We start from the raw sequence: 16,396 nt of genomic DNA, 5'->3' as shown, positions 1-16,396 counted from the left end.
TCCGCAGCGATCCCGTTACTTTCAGCCCCGGTTCAGCCTGGGCACGCGCCAAGCCGTCAAAATAGGGTTCACATCACGACCCACTTAGCCGCCCATCAAACCGACTACCGAGGTCGCACCCATGAAGAATTTTCGACTGCCTGGCCTGTTATTGCTGGCCCAGGCCACCACCGCGCTAGCTGGCGAATCGCCCGTCACCGAAGACGACAAGGGCTTCTGGTACGCGCAGACCAGCGTCTACACTCGGCACTTCGCGCCGGACAAGGACCACAACAACAACCAAGACCTGATTGGCCTGGAGCGCAATGAAGCTTCAGGGTTGGTATATGGCGCGGCAACCTTTCGCAACTCGTTCCGCCAGCGCTCGTACTACGCCTACGCGGGCAAGCGCTATGACATGACCGACTATCCGGTGTACCTGAAGGTCACGGGCGGGGCGATCCAGGGCTATCGCGGCAAGTACCGCGACAAGATCCCATTGAACCGTTTCGGTGTGGCGCCGGTGATTATTCCGTCGGTAGGCACCCATTACGGGCCGGTGGCGGCGGAGTTGGTGTTGTTGGGGTTCAATGCGGCGATGGTGACGACCGGCGTGCGCTTCTAAGCAAGCACTGAGCGGGGCTTTTGTGATGAGCAGGCTTGCCCGCTCACCACAAAAAGCCGGCGGCTCTTGGAATGGATCAGCGCGGCGCGTAGGCGAATACGTCGGCGCGCATCTGATGCGCATCCATGCCGGCGTCGACCAGCGCATCCAGCGTGCCGTAGATCATCGCCGGTGAGCCGCTGGCGTAGACGTGCACGGCCTTGAGGTCGGCGATGTCCTCGCACACCGCCTCATGGAGCAAACCGCAGCGTCCTTCCCAACCGCACAGATCACTGACGACTTTGTGCAGGAACAGGTTTGGCAGTTGCAGCCATTGGTCCCAGTGTTCGATCTGGTAGAAGTCTTCCGGGCGTCGCACGCCCCAGTACAGGTGCACCGGGTGCTTGAAGCCGGAGGCGCGGCAATGTTCGATCAGGCTATGCATCTGTGCCATACCGGTGCCGGCGGCGATCAACACCAGCGGACCGTCCGGCAGTTCAGCCAGATGGGTATCGCCAAACGGCAACTCCACACGGGCCATCTGATTGCGTTGCAGCTGTTCCAGCAGGGCGCGCGCGCTGTCCTCGCGGGCCAGCACATGCAGTTCCAGCTCGCGCCCGGAGTGAGGCGCCGACGCTAGGGAGAATGCGGATTTTTCGCCATTTTCCCGTTCGATCATCAGGTATTGCCCGGCGTGGTAGCGCACCGCCTTGCCGGCCGGGGCCAGCAGGCGCACGCGCCACACATCACCACCGACCTCTACGCATTCACTCACTTGGCACGACAACTTGCGCAACGGCAACTCTCCCGGCGCCAACACGCCATCCCACAACACAATGCAATCTTCCAACGGTTCGGCGATGCAGGTGTAGAACTCACCGTGGTCGCGCACCTCACCTGCTTGCTGCACCCGGCCTTCCACCAGCAGCGCGGCACACACGTGGCAGACGCCATTGCGACAGGCCTGCGGGCATTCGTAGCCCAGGCGGCGCGCCCCTTCGAGGATTCGCTCGCCGGGGACCAGCTCCAGCACGGCGCCGGAAGGTTGCAGGGTTACACGCATCAATCTATTCCCAATTCTTTCCACATCGCATCGACGCGCGCGGTCACGGCTTCATCCTTGACGATCACCCGACCCCACTCGCGGGTAGTTTCACCCGGCCATTTGTGGGTAGCATCCAGGCCCATCTTAGAGCCCAGGCCCGATACCGGCGACGCGAAGTCGAGGTAGTCGATCGGCGTATTGTCGATCATCACCGTGTCGCGCTTGGGGTCCATGCGCGTGGTGATGGCCCAGATCACGTCGTTCCAGTCGCGGGCGTTGATGTCGTCGTCGGTGACAATAACGAACTTGGTGTACATGAACTGTCGCAAAAACGACCACACACCCAACATGACGCGCTTGGCATGGCCAGGGTACGACTTCTTCATGGTCACGATGGCCATGCGGTACGAACAGCCTTCCGGCGGCAGGTAGAAGTCGGTGATTTCCGGGAATTGCTTTTGCAGGATAGGCACGAACACTTCGTTGAGCGCCACGCCGAGAATGGCCGGCTCATCCGGCGGACGGCCGGTGTAAGTGCTGTGGTAGATCGGCTTGATCCGGTGGGTGATGCGTTCGACGGTGAATACCGGGAAGCTGTCGACTTCGTTGTAATAGCCGGTGTGGTCGCCGTAAGGACCTTCGTCGGCCATCTCGCCAGGGTGGATCACGCCTTCGAGGATGATTTCAGCAGTGGCCGGCACTTGCAGGTCGTTGCCACGGCATTTGACCAGCTCGGTACGGTTGCCACGCAACAGGCCCGCGAAGGCGTATTCGGACAGGCTATCCGGCACAGGGGTCACAGCGCCCAGGATGGTGGCGGGGTCTGCACCCAAGGCCACGGAAACCGGGAACGGCTGGCCAGGGTGTTTTTCGCACCACTCACGGAAGTCCAGCGCGCCGCCACGGTGACTCAGCCAACGCATGATCACCTTGTTGCGGCCGATCACTTGCTGACGGTAGATACCGAGGTTCTGACGGTCTTTGTTCGGGCCTTTGGTGACGGTCAGGCCCCAGGTGATCAGCGGGCCGACGTCGCCGGGCCAGCAGGTTTGCACCGGGAGCATGGCCAGGTCGACGTCATCGCCTTCGATGACCACTTCCTGGCACACCGCGTCCTTGACCACTTTGGGGGCCATGGCAATGATTTTGCGGAAGATCGGCAGCTTCGACCAGGCGTCCTTCAGCCCCTTGGGCGGCTCGGGCTCCTTGAGGAAGGCCAGCAGTTTGCCGATCTCGCGCAGTTCGCTGACCGACTCCGCGCCCATGCCGAACGCCACGCGATCGGGCGTGCCGAACAGGTTGCCGAGCACCGGAATATCAAAGCCGGTCGGGTTTTCGAACAGCAGCGCCGGGCCCTTGCTACGCAGGGTACGGTCGCAAATCTCAGTCATTTCCAGCACTGGGGAAACCGGCACCTGGATACGTTTCAACTCTCCGCGCTGCTCAAGTTGCTGCACGAAATCCCGAAGATCCTTGAATTTCATTAACCATGCCACCCGTAAAATAGGCGTACATCCTACCTGCTCTGAGGCTGGCTGGCAGCTTATCGCGGTGCATTTGACTGCCGAATGCGCTTAAAAAACGCGCAAAAAAAAATGGCGCCCCTGGGGGCGCCATTCTTTCGGACCTGAAACGTCGTATTACTTACGCTTCATCGACAGGAAGAACTCGTCGTTGGTCTTGGTGGTTTTCAGCTTGTCGATAAGGAACTCGATGGCTGCAACTTCGTCCATCGGGTGCAGCAGCTTGCGAAGGATCCACATACGCTGCAGTTCGTCGTCGGCAGTCAGCAACTCTTCGCGGCGGGTGCCGGAACGGTTGATGTTGATTGCCGGGAACACGCGTTTTTCCGCGATGCGACGGTCCAAAGGCAGTTCCATGTTGCCGGTACCCTTGAACTCTTCGTAGATCACTTCGTCCATCTTCGAGCCGGTTTCAACCAGCGCGGTGGCGATAATGGTCAGCGAGCCGCCTTCTTCGATGTTCCGCGCGGCGCCGAAGAAACGCTTCGGCTTCTCCAGGGCGTGGGCATCGACACCACCGGTCAATACCTTGCCGGAGCTCGGGATCACGGTGTTGTAAGCACGGGCCAGACGGGTGATGGAGTCGAGCAGGATCACCACGTCCTTCTTGTGTTCGACCAGGCGCTTGGCCTTCTCGATCACCATTTCAGCAACCTGCACGTGGCGGGTTGGCGGCTCATCGAACGTCGAGGCAACCACTTCGCCGCGCACGGTGCGCTGCATTTCGGTCACTTCTTCCGGACGTTCATCGATCAGCAATACGATCAGGTGAACTTCAGGGTTGTTACGCGCGATGTTCGCTGCAATGTTCTGCAGCATGATGGTCTTACCGGCTTTCGGCGGTGCGACGATCAGGCCACGCTGGCCTTTGCCAATCGGAGCGCACAGGTCGATCACGCGACCGGTCAAGTCTTCGGTGGAACCGTTACCGGCTTCCATCTTCATGCGCACAGTCGGGAACAGCGGGGTCAGGTTCTCGAAGAGAATCTTGTTTTTCGCGTTCTCTGGACGATCGAAGTTGATCGTGTCGACCTTGAGCAGGGCGAAGTAACGCTCGCCTTCCTTCGGTGGACGGATCTTGCCAACGATGGTGTCACCGGTGCGCAAGTTGAAGCGACGGATCTGGCTCGGCGAGACGTAGATATCGTCTGGGCCGGCGAGATAGGAAGCGTCTGCAGAGCGGAGGAAGCCGAAGCCGTCCTGGAGAATCTCCAGCACGCCATCACCGGAGATTTCCTCGCCGCTTTTCGCGTGCTTCTTGAGCAGGGAGAAAATCACGTCCTGCTTGCGCGAACGGGCCATATTTTCTATGCCCATTTCTTCGGCCAATTGGAGCAGGTCGGTAATCGGCTTTTGCTTGAGTTCAGTCAGATTCATATAGGAATGACGTAATCATTTATGGAGGGGGGAAATTAAGCTTTTGGCTTAATGAGGCCGCGCCGCAGAGAAGGCGACAGGATCGCGTACTAATCGAAAAGGAATGCGTCGGCGACGGCTTGCAGGGGGCAGTGGAGAAACCAGTGCGGGGCCGAATGTACCACCTGAATTTCGGAGCGTCTAGCCCTGTTTAACGAAAAAGCCCCGCAATTTGCGGGGCCTTTTTGACGACGCTTAGATGTTGGCGTCGAGGAAAGCTTGCAGCTGGGACTTCGACAGCGCACCTACTTTGGTGGCTTCAACGTTGCCGTTCTTGAACAGCATCAGTGTAGGAATACCGCGCACACCGTGCTTGGCCGGGGTTTCCTGATTGTCGTCGATGTTCAGCTTGGCAATGGTCAGCTTGCCTTCGTAAGTAGTTGCAATGTCGTCCAGGACCGGAGCGATCATTTTGCAAGGGCCGCACCATTCAGCCCAGTAGTCAACCAGCACCGGGCCAGCAGCCTTGAGTACTTCGGCCTCAAAGGTCGCGTCGGTGACGTGCTTGATAAGATCGTTGCTCATGGATGTCTCCGGATTGTAAGCAAAAAAAACGTTGCCCATCATAGCCGCCCTTCCCCCGTTCAGGAAGCCGCCTCTGATTGAGTCTTGCTATGGTGATGCATGAGTTTGGGTATAGCCCAATTCAAGACGCGACGGGACTCACAAAGGTAATGCCCGTGCGTAACGCTGCATTACGTACGTGTTCCTGCATGGTTTTCTGCGCTGTCGCACTCGCACGCCGGGCCAAGGCACGCAAAATTTTGCGATGTTCCTGCCAGGTTTCCATGGCCCGCTCTGGCCGGATGAACGGTAATTTCTGACTTTCCAGGAACACCTCGGCGCTGGCACTGAGAATACTCACCATCGCTTGGTTGCCGCTGGCCAACAGGATGCGCTGGTGAAACTCGAAGTCCAGCCGCGCCGCGGCGTCGAAGTCGCCGGCCTTGAGCACCTTGCGCATCGCCTCAACGTTGTCCTCAAGACTGTCCAGCTCATCGATGGTCAGCGTGACCGCTGCCAGCCCCGCCGCAAACCCCTCCAGCGCATAGCGCAATTGGAAGATATCCAACGGCGTGGCCTGGGCCGCGAAAGGCCAGGCAAAGCCCGGCGCGTCCTCCGCCGCCTGCACGAATACGCCTTTGCCCGGCTGCACGCTGACCACGCCCAACGCACTCAGGGACGATAACGCCTCACGCAACGACGCTCGGCTCACGCCCAACTGCACCGCCAGGTCGCGTTGTGACGGCAACGCGTCGCCTGGCCCGAAGCCCTGCTCCTTGATCAGTTTGCGAATGGCCTGCAGGGCCGCTTCCGGTACGGCTTGGGCGATGGAATTCATAAAAAACTCAAGGTTTCAGTCAGCAGAGCGGCTAGTTGTAAAGCTATTCGCGGCCGGCGGCAAGCCACGCCCCAAAGGGGCTCGCATGTTTTTGCCGGCGCTCGAAAAGGGTGCGAAAGGCTATGCCACTGTTCAGACCAGTAAGACCAATGAAGCTCAACAAATCCCAGCCTTACAGACGATTTCGAGCCTACTGGCATGGGCTGTGCAATCACGCAAGCAAGCCAAATCCAGAAAATCCTTTCGCCCTTTTCGGAGAGTTGCCATGACTAAGCGCTACAGCGCCCTGCTCACTGCCCTGTTTGCCAGCCTGATGCTGAGCCAGGCACCCGCCCAGGCCAATGGGCTGGACGATATCGTCGCCCGTGGCACCCTTAAGGTAGCCGTGCCCCAGGACTTCCCGCCGTTTGGCTCGGTCGGCCCCGACATGAAGCCGCGCGGCCTGGACATCGATACTGCCAAGCTGCTGGCCGACCAACTCAAGGTCAAGCTGGAGCTGACCCCGGTCAACAGCACCAACCGCATCCCGTTCCTCACCACCGGCAAGGTTGATCTGGTGATCTCCAGCCTGGGCAAAAACCCGGAGCGGGAAAAAGTCATCGATTTCTCCAAGGCTTACGCGCCGTTCTACCTGGCCGTATTCGGCCCACCTGATGCCGCCATCAGCAGCACCGACGACCTTAAGGGCAAGACCATCAGCGTGACCCGTGGCGCCATCGAAGACATCGAGCTGACCGCAGTAGCGCCCAAGGAAGCGACCATCAAGCGCTTCGAAGACAATAACTCCACCATCGCCGCCTACCTGGCAGGCCAGGTCGACCTGATCGCCAGCGGCAACGTGGTGATGGTGGCGATCAGCGAGCGCAACCCGAAACGCGTGCCAGCGCTGAAAGTGAAACTCAAAGATTCGCCGGTGTACGTCGGAGTGAACAAAAACGAGCCGGCGCTGCTGGAGAAGGTCAACCAGATCCTGGTCGCGGCCAAGGCCGATGGCAGCCTGGAAAAGAACGCGATGCAATGGCTGAAAGAGCCGCTGCCCGCCGATCTTTGATACGACGGAGCTGACTCATGGCGTATCAATTTGACTTTGTGCCGGTGCTGGCCAATACCGATCTGCTGTTGCGCGGCGCGTTGTTCACCCTTGAGCTGACAGCCATCGGTGCGATCCTGGGGGTGGCCCTGGGCACCGTCGGCGCGGTGGTGCGGGCGTGGAAGATCCAGCCGTTTGCCTGGTTCTTCGGCGTCTATGTCGAGTTGATCCGCAACACGCCGTTCCTGGTGCAACTGTTCTTCATCTTCTTTGGCCTGCCGTCCCTGGGGCTAAAGATTACTGAGTGGCAAGCCGCCGTATTGGCGATGGTGATCAACCTGGGGGCCTACTCCACGGAGATCATTCGCGCCGGCATCCAGGCCATCCCGCGCGGGCAACTGGAGGCTGCGGCAGCCTTGGCAATGACGCGTTTCGAAGCGTTCCGCCATGTGGTGTTGCTGCCGGCGCTGGGCAAAGTGTGGCCGGCACTGAGCAGCCAGATCATCATCGTGATGCTCGGTTCGGCGGTGTGTTCACAGATCGCCACCGAAGAGCTGAGCTTCGCCGCCAACTTTATTCAGTCGCGTAATTTTCGCGCGTTTGAAACCTATGCCCTGACCACCCTGGTGTACCTGTGCATGGCGTTAATGATTCGCCAGTTGCTCAACTGGATCGGCCGCCGCTTTGTGATGAGGAATAGCCGATGAGTGATTTTTCCTTCTGGGACATCGTACGAAATCTGCTTACGGGCCTGCAGTGGACGCTGTTGCTGTCACTGGTGGCGTTTATCGGCGGTGGCCTGATCGGCTTGCTGGTGATGACCATGCGCATCAGCAGCAAGGCGTTCGCGCGCAATCTTGCGCGCACCTACATCGAGCTGTTCCAGGGCACACCGTTGTTGATGCAGCTGTTCCTGGTGTTCTTCGGCATCGCGCTGCTGGGGGTGGATATTTCACCGTGGCTGGCAGCGGCGATTGCCCTGACATTGTTTACCAGCGCCTACCTCGCTGAAATCTGGCGCGGTTGTGTCGACTCCATCGCCCACGGGCAGTGGGAAGCCTCGGCCAGCCTGGCGCTGAATCCTCTTGAACAACTGCGCTACGTGATCCTGCCCCAGGCCCTGCGGATCGCCGTGGCGCCAACGGTGGGGTTCTCGGTGCAGGTGGTCAAAGGCACCGCCGTGACCTCCATCATCGGCTTCACCGAATTGACCAAGACCGGCGGCATGCTCGCCAACGCGACCTTCGAGCCCTTCATGGTCTACGGCCTGGTGGCCCTCGGTTACTTCCTGCTTTGCTACCCCTTGTCCCTCAGTGCTCGCTACCTGGAAAGGAGACTGCATGCCTCTGCTTAGAATTTCCGCCCTGCATAAGTATTACGGCGATCACCACGTCCTCAAGGGCATCGACCTGACGGTTGAAGAAGGCCAGGTGGTGGCGATCATCGGCCGCAGCGGCTCGGGTAAATCCACCCTGCTGCGCACCCTCAATGGCCTGGAGTCGATCAACGATGGAGTGATCGAGGTCGACGGCGAATACCTTGATGCCGCCCGCGCTGACTTGCGCAGCCTGCGGCAGAAAGTCGGCATGGTGTTCCAACAGTTCAACCTGTTCCCGCACCTGACGGTGGGTGAAAACGTCATGCTCGCGCCACAAGTGGTGCAGAAAGTACCCAAGGCCAAAGCGGCACAGTTGGCCAAGCAGATGCTGGAACGCGTTGGGCTGGGAGAGAAATTCGACGCTTTCCCAGATCGCTTGTCCGGCGGCCAGCAACAGCGCGTCGCCATTGCCCGGGCCCTGGCTATGTCACCCAAAGTGCTGCTGTGCGATGAAATCACCTCAGCCCTGGACCCGGAGCTGGTCAACGAAGTGCTCAGCGTGGTGCGCCAGCTGGCCAAGGACGGTATGACCTTGATCATGGTGACGCACGAAATGCGCTTCGCCCGGGAAGTCGGTGACAAGCTGGTATTCATGCACCAGGGCAAGGTGCATGAAGTCGGCGATCCAAAACTGCTGTTTGCCAATCCCCAGACCGCCGAGTTGGCAAACTTCATCGGTACAACAGAAGCCCACGCCTGATCGATTAGCCGCCAGGTACCAACTCGAAGCGCCCGCCGCCCTCCAATAACGTTTTATCGCGTACTGAGGCGGCGGCGTTCGAGAGATAGGTGTCAATCTGCACCTGCGCTGAAAACACCCGCCCGCTGACAGGCTGCCCTGCCTTCAACAGCACCAGCGCTTGGTCCGGCCTCAGGTGACCACCCCGCTCGGCCCTGTTGTGCATCGGCGCCAACTCTATCGCCTGGCCATCGAGCACTGGCTGCTGCAGCGTCAGGTCAAACCGCCCCTCACGACCAAACCTGAAACCTTGACCGTCGGCAGGCACGCCCATAAAACGCAGGGCTATAAACCTAGCATCAGTGCACACCACGCTCACACGCACCATGCGCTTACCCAGGAAAACCCCGCGAGCATCAGGCTTTGAAACGGGGCGCAGAAGCCCGTAATCAATTTGCGGTTGGCTCACTGACAGGTGGCACTCAGAAGCCGACGCCTCAAAAACCGTCAATAGGCTCACCACCGCCGCGAGCATCCCTGACGTCAAAGCACTTTTAGCTGCAGACCGCCGCTGTATTTTCATAAAGTTGGCTTTCATCGATTTGTTCCGACAGTTCGAGTTGCAGTTTGCAGGAGGTCGCGTTCGGCGATGACACGGTCAAGGTTTGTGGCGCGTCGATGTTATTCAGGAAAATCAGGCCGTCTCCGACGACGGAGGTCAGGAATGCATTGTCTGCCGTAAGCACCGAAGCACCTTTGGGTAACGCTTGGCCACTCTGATCGACGGCACGCAACAGCACCCTCCTGACCTTAACCACTTCAAAGTCGACCTTGCTGAATGAGCCTCGTCCAACTTCCAGGGATTGGGTGCCGTTCTTGATATCTACCTGCCGTGGCAGGGATTTGCCTTCCACCTCGACAAGGCTGCTCTGATAAGCGGGCAATCCCGGTATCACCGCCATTCCCCACCGATCGGTCCATACAGGCCCCTGGGGTGTAGTGATACGCGCGCCCGACACATCGCCGACCGACGCAATCCCAAACGTATCCTCGACCCTGTACGGAGACAGCGTCAGCCCCCGTTCATGAGCCACGACCGCGCCTTGCAACTGACCGCTATAGCTGGTGTTGGTCGAGTCCCGGTTGATGCCCAGGCCCAACTGAGCATAACGGGACGTCATGTTCAGCAAACCGCCCTGCGCATGCCGGGCGGCCGTACCAAGGTCGCTGTCAGTGCGCAGTTCATAATTGAGTGTGTCGTCGACGCGTTCGTTGAAGGCTGCGCCAATACTCGATCGACGCCCCTGGTGCCTGGCGGTAGAAGTGAGCGAACGATCACCCCCCAAGGGAACACTGACTTGCAAACGCACGCCTAGCCCATCGTTGTTGTTCTTGTTAGTGCCAGAAGTGCCAACTTGCGAGTCCACGCTCAACCCGACATTGGCGTACCTGAACTGCTTGTTCCAGGCGCCATGTACATACTGAGAGGTGCTACTGTTGAAGTTTGCAGCACGGGTGTACCCAATCGTGAACACACCCAATTGCGGGTCCGCCCAGCTGAGACCTGCCGTGTATTGGTTTTTGAACCGCGAGTTCGCCAACTCACCACTGTCAGCGCGCACACTATCGAGCACATCACGATAGCCAGGTGTCTGGGTCGTAGCGCTCAGGGTCATCTGCACGTCACCCGGCAGCACGCTGCCCAACGAAACGCTATTACGCACACCCCGTACGTTGTTCTTGTCGTCCCGTGAGAGGTTGTTACGCAGGCCAACAGAGAATCGCTGCGCGAAACTGCTGTCCAGCGCAAGCCCCACCGAATTGTAATGATCGGTAACCTGCACACCCGAACTGAGGGCCGTGGCGGGGGTGAGCGCCCAGGTCCCGCTTGCCACGGCCAGCATAGGCTCATCGGCACCGCTACGTTCCACATCCCGTATCTTGCCGACGGCCGCGGTATACCCAGACTTCACCGGCATAGCATCGCGAAACGAAGCGGCCGGCACTACAAAGCTACGCTGTCCGCCACGGGTCTCAATGACCCGTACATCAAGGTCACTCGTGCCGTTGAGCAACGGCAGGTTGCTCAATGCAAACGGCCCTTCCGGCACGACTGTTGTGTAGATCAGAGCGCCCGACTGGCGTACCTCTATCCGAGACTGGCTAAGGGCCTGGCCTTCGACCACTACTCCATTAACGCCGGCACCGCCGTCGACACCGTCTGGAGACAGTTGGAAACCGGTCAGTTGCACCCCGCCGAACACCGGGCTGTTACCGGATATCTGCCCCACCTGGAGGGTCGACGCCAACCGCGCAATATCCCGTTGCGCATAGGCGTACAGGTGCTCGGCCCCAGACCGACCATCGGTAGAGATATAGAGCTGACGACTGCGCGCAATCCAATCGCCTACGTTAAACCCCACCTCCGTGGACGCCGATAGAAAACGGCCCCTGGCATCGCGCGAATGACTGTTGATACCTTGCACGTCATAGTTGAGCAAGCCCGCCGCTCCACCTCGAGCGAAATGGCCAGTGGCTCGTTGCGGCTCACGGATCGCCTGGGTGGGAACGACGATCGCTACCTCCTCGTTGCCCGGACGCAGGTTCAATTCCGTGCTGGGAAACTCGGTAAGGAAGTCATGACAGGCCTGGTCAGCAGAAACCTGTTTATCTATCACTGAAGCAGGTACACGCAGCCCTGCTCGGTCCAGCAAGCCACGGGTAAAGCACAACGCCCCTTCATGGTTGAACCGCGCATCGGTCAATCCAACGCGATCACCATTGACCGTCAGATCAACAACCCGAACACCTTCAGTGAATCGTGGCGCGTCTCGAAAATAGCGGGCAACTGAAGGATCGAGTCCGCGATGCTGCAAGATAGTCAGATCGAATTCCAGCGGGTGCGCCCCGGGCCCGGCGTAAACGTGTCCTGCGGCGCCAGAAAACATCGCTACGCAGGCTGAGAGACTGACTCGGTTGAACTTAAAAGGCGCTGCGGCCTTTTTACCCCCACACCGTTTTTTACCAACAGCGCCGGTAACCTCGTTTATTTTTCCCATACGAGGTCAAGGCATGTTGGCTAGGAGCAAGGCATCGTAGTTGTCTACGGTAAATCCATAAACAGTGGCAGGCATGATGGTGACTGACGTGGCATCAGGGTGAGCGCTTGAAAATTCAGCGCTCAGCACCTCACCCGGCAAGATATAGGTGCGTGAAAGATAGGCTTTGGCTTTTTGCGGGTTCAGTTGCACCTCGGCGGCCAAACGAACGACATAGGGGCTGTCGTTATGCACGCTCAACGTTTTGCCCTGCAGGCGCCAGGTCAGTAACTCCCAAGGCGCATTGTGCTGTGGCAGTCCCTTGGGATGGAGAATCAGCGGCAGGTTTTGTCGCAGGCTGATACCGATCGTCGCACCCGAGCCTGGCTGGGTTTGTGGGATACCCTCGAAGGTGACACGCTTCAAACGCTGAGTCTTGAGCGGTTCCTTGCCAATCAACATGAACCTCACCATTTGCAGTTGGCCACCATCCACCCTTGCAACCGGGGGAGTGACAACCACCAAGGGTTCCAGGTCTTCCGGAACATCTTCAATAGCCGAATGGAGTAGCGCAGGCCCGACGTCAGTATTTTTGACGTTAATACTGGCCTCGCCATCGGACTCATTTAGCACAATGACAGTGGTTTCAGGCTCCATGCCATCGGCGTACGCCACACCGCATAAAAGAAAGTTAACGCACACGCTAAACGCTAAAAAGAACTTCGACTTGGAGACGATACACATCCGACGTTTCCTTTACTTCGAACACAGCAAAACAGTCAGAACACGTTAAAACTTCAAACACCTAAAGTTTCAACGTGTGCTGACCGACTCAACATTGCTTACAAGTAACGTAACTCCAAGGTGGCATGGCCATCCAGATTGATACCCTCACCGACGGAGAAAGCAGAGGTCTTGTTGATAACCCCTTGCACTTGCAAGTTTCCGGAAACCACTGAAAGCTTAATCGGCGTAGTGGTCCCAGACGCCCAGCTTGTCAAATGCGGAGGCTGTGCCAGGGCCCCGTCGCCGACGGACCAAGTAACGCCGTTATTGTTCGAACCATTAACCCTGACCGTTTTACCGTCAGCAACGGTATTGGCCATGAACATAACGTAACCGCCAACTTTCTCACCTTTGGATGACGTGCCTAGCCCATAGTTAAAGGTGTCAACATAGGTCTGATTAAATGCACTTCGCATCATACCAGGCACTTTACTGCTTGCACGATTGTCCTGTGTCTTGATGCTTACCAAAGTAGGTGCATCGCATTTGACGGTAAAGGGCGTGCTTTTTTTATCCAACTTTGTGTAATGGGTGGCACTTAGCGAACTCGGTCGAATCATACCGTAATCAAATACCGAGTTGACTATCGTAAAGCTGCAGCTTGCGGGCGCGATGGTTCCTTTAACACGGACATCAGCTGCTTGGGCATTGAGCCCCGTCGCAGCCAAACATACACCCATCATTACAATAATTTTATTTTTCAAACTTATCACCTTTAACAAAAAAATGGATAGCCACAGATAAAACTCGCCCATAGGCCTGGCACTGAAAAAATTCACTGCAGAGCGCCGTCGCCCCGCCGAAAAGCAATCAGCGCCAGTTGACCATTAGGGTAGTTATGTTCAGATGTACTTCAGTTCCAGCGTGGCATGACCGTCCAGCTTGATTTCATTACTGAGGCTGAGAGCGGATGTCTTATTAAGAATGGCCCGAACGTTTAGCGTACCGGACAGCGTGGAAAACTTCAGCGGTGTAAGGTCACCCGACCACCAGCTGGTCAAGACAGGAGTTTGCGCCATGGCACCGGCGATACCGCGCCAAACGCCACCATTGTCGAATGACTGCATAATATTGACAGCCTTGCCATCAGCCACCGAACTTCTCATGTATAAAATATAACCGCCGATATGCTCACCATTACCGGTATTACCAAGCCCGTAGTTATAGTTATCATTGTACTGCGAGCCATATTGAAGTGTTATGCCACCCACTTTACTTGCCACACGATTATCCGTTGCACTTATAGCGACCCGAGCTTGTGCAGCACACTTTATGACGAACGGAGTGCTTTTGTTTGGTAACGGATTATATTGGGTGGCGCTTAAAGAGCTCGGATTGATTTTGCCATAATCAATGGTCGAATTTGTGAGTGTAAAACTGCAACTGGAAGGTGCAATGGAGCCTTTGACACGTAAGTCCGCAGCTTGAACGCTCAGGCAAGCAACTGCAAGGAACACGCCCCCAAACAAAGCACTTTTATTTTTCATATACAGTCCACCTTACTATCAAAGATCATTTATCCGCGTACAACTAAAAACTCAAACTATCTAAAAGCCAATCTTACAAGCCCACATTTAAAAGCCGCCCACACCGAACGCTCAACTATAAATAAATAACACCTAGGCAAAATCGCCGGACCGAAGTATTAACACTCCACCCCTTCAATTAAACCGGAAAAAATATCAATGGTTGTAAGAGTACTCAGCGGCAGCCATTCCACACTGGAATATTCGTTGTGCGAATCAAAACAACAACTTGGAGGACTAATACAGAAGCATGTAGGAATTAGTTACCAACCCCATAAATAAAGCCCCGGAAATCAAGGACTACGGCATCTGTTAACTTTGTAATGCAATCGTCATGAAAATCTCCTACAACCCGCATCGGCAATTTCCGCTGAAGCCCTGATTGGAAATCCTATGGCGCTACGCGTTGGCGCCAGCGGTCGATCGTGGCACGATGGTCAGGTTATCGACCGAGACCCCCAAACCATGCCGCAATCCCAAGCCAAGAATCTGTCCCTGATCGCCGCCATAGACCTGGGTTCCAATAGCTTTCACATGGTCGTGGCCAAGGCCCAGAACGGCGAAATACGCATCCTTGAACGGCTCGGCGAGAAAGTGCAACTGGCTGCCGGGATCGACGACGCCCGCCAGCTCAATGAAGAATCCATGCAGCGCGGGCTCGATTGCCTCAAGCGTTTTGCGCAGCTGATTAACGGTATGCCCCTGGGCGCGGTGCGGATTGTCGGCACTAATGCCCTGCGCGAAGCGCGCAATCGCGGCGAATTCATCCGCCGCGCCGAGGAAATCCTCGGCCACCCGGTAGAAGTCATCTCCGGCCGTGAAGAGGCGCGCCTGATCTATCTAGGCGTGTCCCACACCTTGGCCGACACCCCCGGCAAGCGTCTGGTGGCGGACATCGGCGGCGGCAGTACCGAGTTCATCATCGGCCAGCGTTTCGAACCGCTGCTGCGCGAAAGCCTGCAGATGGGTTGCGTCAGCTATACCCAACGTTACTTTAAGGACGGCAAGATCACTCCGGCGCGCTACGCCCAGGCCTACACCGCAGCGCGGCTGGAAATCATGAGTATCGAACACGCCCTGCACCGCCTGACCTGGGATGAGGCCATCGGCTCGTCTGGCACCATCCGTGCTATCGGCCTGGCACTCAAGGCCGGCGGCCATGGCACGGGTGAGGTCAACGCCGAAGGCCTGGCGTGGCTCAAGCGCAAGCTATTCAAACTGGGGGACGCCGAGAAAATCGACTTCGACGGCATCAAGCCCGACCGTCGCACCATTTTCCCGGCCGGCCTGGCGATTCTCGAAGCCATCTTCGACGCCCTCGAACTGCAACGCATGGACCACTGTGACGGCGCCCTGCGCGAAGGTGTGCTCTACGACCTGCTGGGCCGCCATCACCACGAGGACGTACGTGAGCGCACGCTCAGCTCGCTGATGGAGCGTTATCACGTCGACCTGGAACAAGCCGCCCGTGTGGAACGCAAAGCCTTGCACGCGTTCGACCAAGTGGCCGAGGACTGGGACCTGGAAGACGGCGTATGGCGAGAGCTGCTGGGCTGGGCCGCCAAGGTGCATGAGGTAGGCCTGGATATCGCCCACTACCATTACCACAAGCACGGCGCCTACTTGATCGAGCACTCCGACCTGGCCGGTTTCTCCCGGGAAGACCAGCAGATGCTCGCACTGCTGGTGCGCGGTCATCGTCGCAATATTCCCAAGGATAAGTTTGCCGAGTTCGGTGATGAAGGCATCAAGCTGATCCGCCTGTGCGTACTGCTGCGCTTCGCGATCCTGTTCCACCACATTCGCGGCACCCAGGAAATGCCCCAGGTGAGCCTGCGCGCCAATGGCGAGAGCCTGGATGTCGTGTTCCCGAAAGGCTGGCTGGATGAGAACCAACTGACCCAGGCGGACTTCGCCCAGGAAGCGGAGTGGCTGACACGAGTGGGGTTCAGCCTGAACCTGCGTTAGAGAACACCGGAAACAACTGTGGGAGGGGGCTTGCTCCCGATGGCGGTGGACCAGTCAATGAATCTGTTGACTGGTCTACCGC

General features: G+C 57.8%; 16 protein-coding genes. 6 read left to right on the top strand and 10 right to left on the bottom strand.

Translation table 11 applies throughout. The features are described from left to right. Nucleotides 1–121: 121 nt before the first annotated feature. On the top strand, nt 122–604 hold the full coding sequence (locus ACEN2T_RS25710; protein WP_442117772.1) for a sn-glycerol-3-phosphate transporter: 483 nt from the start codon (nt 122–124) through the stop codon (nt 602–604). A gap of 76 nt (nt 605–680) precedes the next feature. Here ACEN2T_RS25710 and ACEN2T_RS25705 read toward each other — a convergent pair whose 3' ends face one another. From ACEN2T_RS25705 to ACEN2T_RS25685, 5 genes are all read right to left on the bottom strand, one after another. Next, a complete protein-coding gene (locus tag ACEN2T_RS25705; RefSeq protein ID WP_122681938.1) occupies nt 681–1,646 on the bottom strand; it encodes a CDP-6-deoxy-delta-3,4-glucoseen reductase in 966 nt (321 codons plus the stop codon). After that, nucleotides 1,646–3,112 carry a 4-hydroxy-3-polyprenylbenzoate decarboxylase gene (gene ubiD / locus ACEN2T_RS25700; RefSeq protein WP_032884305.1) on the bottom strand — a complete coding sequence of 489 codons (1,467 nt, stop codon included), beginning with the start codon at nt 3,110–3,112 and terminating at the stop codon, nt 1,646–1,648. The genes ACEN2T_RS25705 and ubiD overlap by 1 nt, the downstream gene beginning before the upstream one ends. Nucleotides 3,113–3,268: 156 nt before the next feature. Further along, a complete protein-coding gene (gene rho, locus ACEN2T_RS25695) occupies nt 3,269–4,528 on the bottom strand; it encodes a transcription termination factor Rho (protein WP_003176825.1) in 1,260 nt (419 codons plus the stop codon). Between the two features lie 234 nt (nt 4,529–4,762). After that, nucleotides 4,763–5,092, bottom strand: a complete 330-nt coding sequence (gene trxA, locus ACEN2T_RS25690; protein WP_015886460.1) for a thioredoxin TrxA — start codon at nt 5,090–5,092, stop codon at nt 4,763–4,765. 121 nt (nt 5,093–5,213) lie between these two features. Continuing rightward, nucleotides 5,214–5,909 (bottom strand): FCD domain-containing protein, encoded by a 696-nt coding sequence (locus ACEN2T_RS25685; protein WP_122756252.1) that lies wholly within the window; start codon nt 5,907–5,909, stop codon nt 5,214–5,216. Nucleotides 5,910–6,174: 265 nt separating this feature from the next. Here ACEN2T_RS25685 and ACEN2T_RS25680 point away from each other — a divergent pair, with 265 nt between their 5' ends. The 4 genes from ACEN2T_RS25680 to ACEN2T_RS25665 are packed head-to-tail and all read left to right on the top strand — an operon-like array spanning nt 6,175 to nt 9,017. After that, nucleotides 6,175–6,960 carry a transporter substrate-binding domain-containing protein gene (locus ACEN2T_RS25680; protein WP_017530859.1) on the top strand — a complete coding sequence of 262 codons (786 nt, stop codon included), beginning with the start codon at nt 6,175–6,177 and terminating at the stop codon, nt 6,958–6,960. Nucleotides 6,961–6,977: 17 nt separating this feature from the next. Then, nucleotides 6,978–7,646, top strand: a complete 669-nt coding sequence (locus tag ACEN2T_RS25675; protein ID WP_017736949.1) for an amino acid ABC transporter permease — start codon at nt 6,978–6,980, stop codon at nt 7,644–7,646. After that, nucleotides 7,643–8,293: an amino acid ABC transporter permease gene (locus tag ACEN2T_RS25670; RefSeq protein WP_095185177.1), complete on the top strand. Its 651-nt coding sequence runs from the start codon at nt 7,643–7,645 to the stop codon at nt 8,291–8,293. Before ACEN2T_RS25675 ends, ACEN2T_RS25670 begins: the two co-directional genes overlap by 4 nt. Then, nucleotides 8,280–9,017, top strand: coding sequence for an amino acid ABC transporter ATP-binding protein (locus ACEN2T_RS25665; RefSeq protein ID WP_032884313.1), 738 nt, complete (start codon nt 8,280–8,282; stop codon nt 9,015–9,017). Before ACEN2T_RS25670 ends, ACEN2T_RS25665 begins: the two co-directional genes overlap by 14 nt. A 4-nt stretch (nt 9,018–9,021) precedes the next feature. Here the strand turns inward: ACEN2T_RS25665 and ACEN2T_RS25660 are convergent, their stop codons facing one another. The 5 genes from ACEN2T_RS25660 to ACEN2T_RS25640 all read right to left on the bottom strand — a co-directional run bounded on the left by ACEN2T_RS25660 (nt 9,022) and on the right by ACEN2T_RS25640 (nt 14,307). Continuing rightward, nucleotides 9,022–9,594 (bottom strand): hypothetical protein, encoded by a 573-nt coding sequence (locus ACEN2T_RS25660; protein ID WP_442117771.1) that lies wholly within the window; start codon nt 9,592–9,594, stop codon nt 9,022–9,024. Continuing rightward, nucleotides 9,551–11,944, bottom strand: coding sequence for a fimbria/pilus outer membrane usher protein (locus ACEN2T_RS25655; RefSeq protein ID WP_442117770.1), 2,394 nt, complete (start codon nt 11,942–11,944; stop codon nt 9,551–9,553). Before ACEN2T_RS25655 ends, ACEN2T_RS25660 begins: the two co-directional genes overlap by 44 nt. A 117-nt stretch (nt 11,945–12,061) precedes the next feature. Then, nucleotides 12,062–12,778, bottom strand: a complete 717-nt coding sequence (locus tag ACEN2T_RS25650) for a fimbria/pilus chaperone family protein (RefSeq protein ID WP_081797568.1) — start codon at nt 12,776–12,778, stop codon at nt 12,062–12,064. 98 nt (nt 12,779–12,876) lie between these two features. Then, the gene (locus ACEN2T_RS25645; RefSeq protein ID WP_155989931.1) at nt 12,877–13,599 is read right to left on the bottom strand and encodes a DUF1120 domain-containing protein; all 723 of its coding nucleotides are present in this window, start codon (nt 13,597–13,599) and stop codon (nt 12,877–12,879) included. 63 nt (nt 13,600–13,662) lie between these two features. After that, the gene (locus tag ACEN2T_RS25640) at nt 13,663–14,307 is read right to left on the bottom strand and encodes a DUF1120 domain-containing protein (protein WP_442117769.1); all 645 of its coding nucleotides are present in this window, start codon (nt 14,305–14,307) and stop codon (nt 13,663–13,665) included. A 504-nt stretch (nt 14,308–14,811) separates the two neighbouring features. Between ACEN2T_RS25640 and ppx the strand changes: the two genes are divergently transcribed. Further along, the gene (ppx, locus tag ACEN2T_RS25635; RefSeq protein ID WP_032884523.1) at nt 14,812–16,314 is read left to right on the top strand and encodes an exopolyphosphatase; all 1,503 of its coding nucleotides are present in this window, start codon (nt 14,812–14,814) and stop codon (nt 16,312–16,314) included. The last annotated feature ends 82 nt before the right edge of the window (nt 16,315–16,396 follow it).

It is taken from the genome of Pseudomonas sp. W22_MBD1_FP4 (assembly GCF_052113765.1).
Classification (GTDB): domain Bacteria; phylum Pseudomonadota; class Gammaproteobacteria; order Pseudomonadales; family Pseudomonadaceae; genus Aquipseudomonas; species Aquipseudomonas sivasensis.
Note: the sequence above shows the minus strand (reverse complement) of the source record. Positions and strands in the feature narration are given on the sequence as shown.